This window comes from Poinsettia branch-inducing phytoplasma str. JR1 (genome assembly GCF_000309465.1).
GTDB lineage: Bacteria > Bacillota_I > Bacilli_A > Acholeplasmatales > Acholeplasmataceae > Phytoplasma > Phytoplasma pruni.
In genome coordinates this window covers 1-509 of the sequence record NZ_AKIK01000063.1, presented here as the reverse complement: position 1 = coordinate 509, position 509 = coordinate 1, and the positions used below count along the sequence as shown (strand labels likewise).

The window sequence follows — 509 nt, the reverse complement described above, 5'->3', positions numbered from 1 at the left end:
ATAAAGTTAAATTTTTATTTTATTTTTAATCAATTTTTTATGAAAGGAAAATTTTAAAAATAAAAAAGATAAAAATGAAAAAATATGAAGATTAATTTTAAAACGAGAGAAGAAGAAAAAATAAAATTAAAAAATTTTATATTAGGTGGACTATTTTTAATCATTGCTTATCAATTGGTTTATTTTATTTCTTCGGAAATAATTTATAAAACTCATTTTTTCCAAGTTCTTACTAGAAAAATTGTGAACGAAAAAACGAAAAGAATTTTAGATTTATGTATTAAAATTGAATATCATAGTTTTTATTCTCTTATGATAATAGTTTATTTTGGTTCTTTCGCATGGTGGGCTTGCATAACTCCTTATTTAATTTATAAATATTTAGATAAAAAAGCGATTAAGCAATTATTTTTTTCTTCACTTTTGTTTTTGCTTGTCGCTATGGTTATTTTTTTTTTGTTGCCTTTGGAAATCGAAGAAACAGATCAATGGAAAGAACAAATTGAAGG

1 protein-coding gene is annotated in these 509 nt (G+C 21.2%); it reads left to right on the top strand.

Features of this window, described 5'->3' with window-relative positions:
* Positions 1–84: 84 nt before the first annotated feature.
* Positions 85–509 (top strand): hypothetical protein (locus ON17_RS01595; RefSeq protein WP_040849654.1); only part of this gene is annotated, 425 nt, incomplete at its 3' end.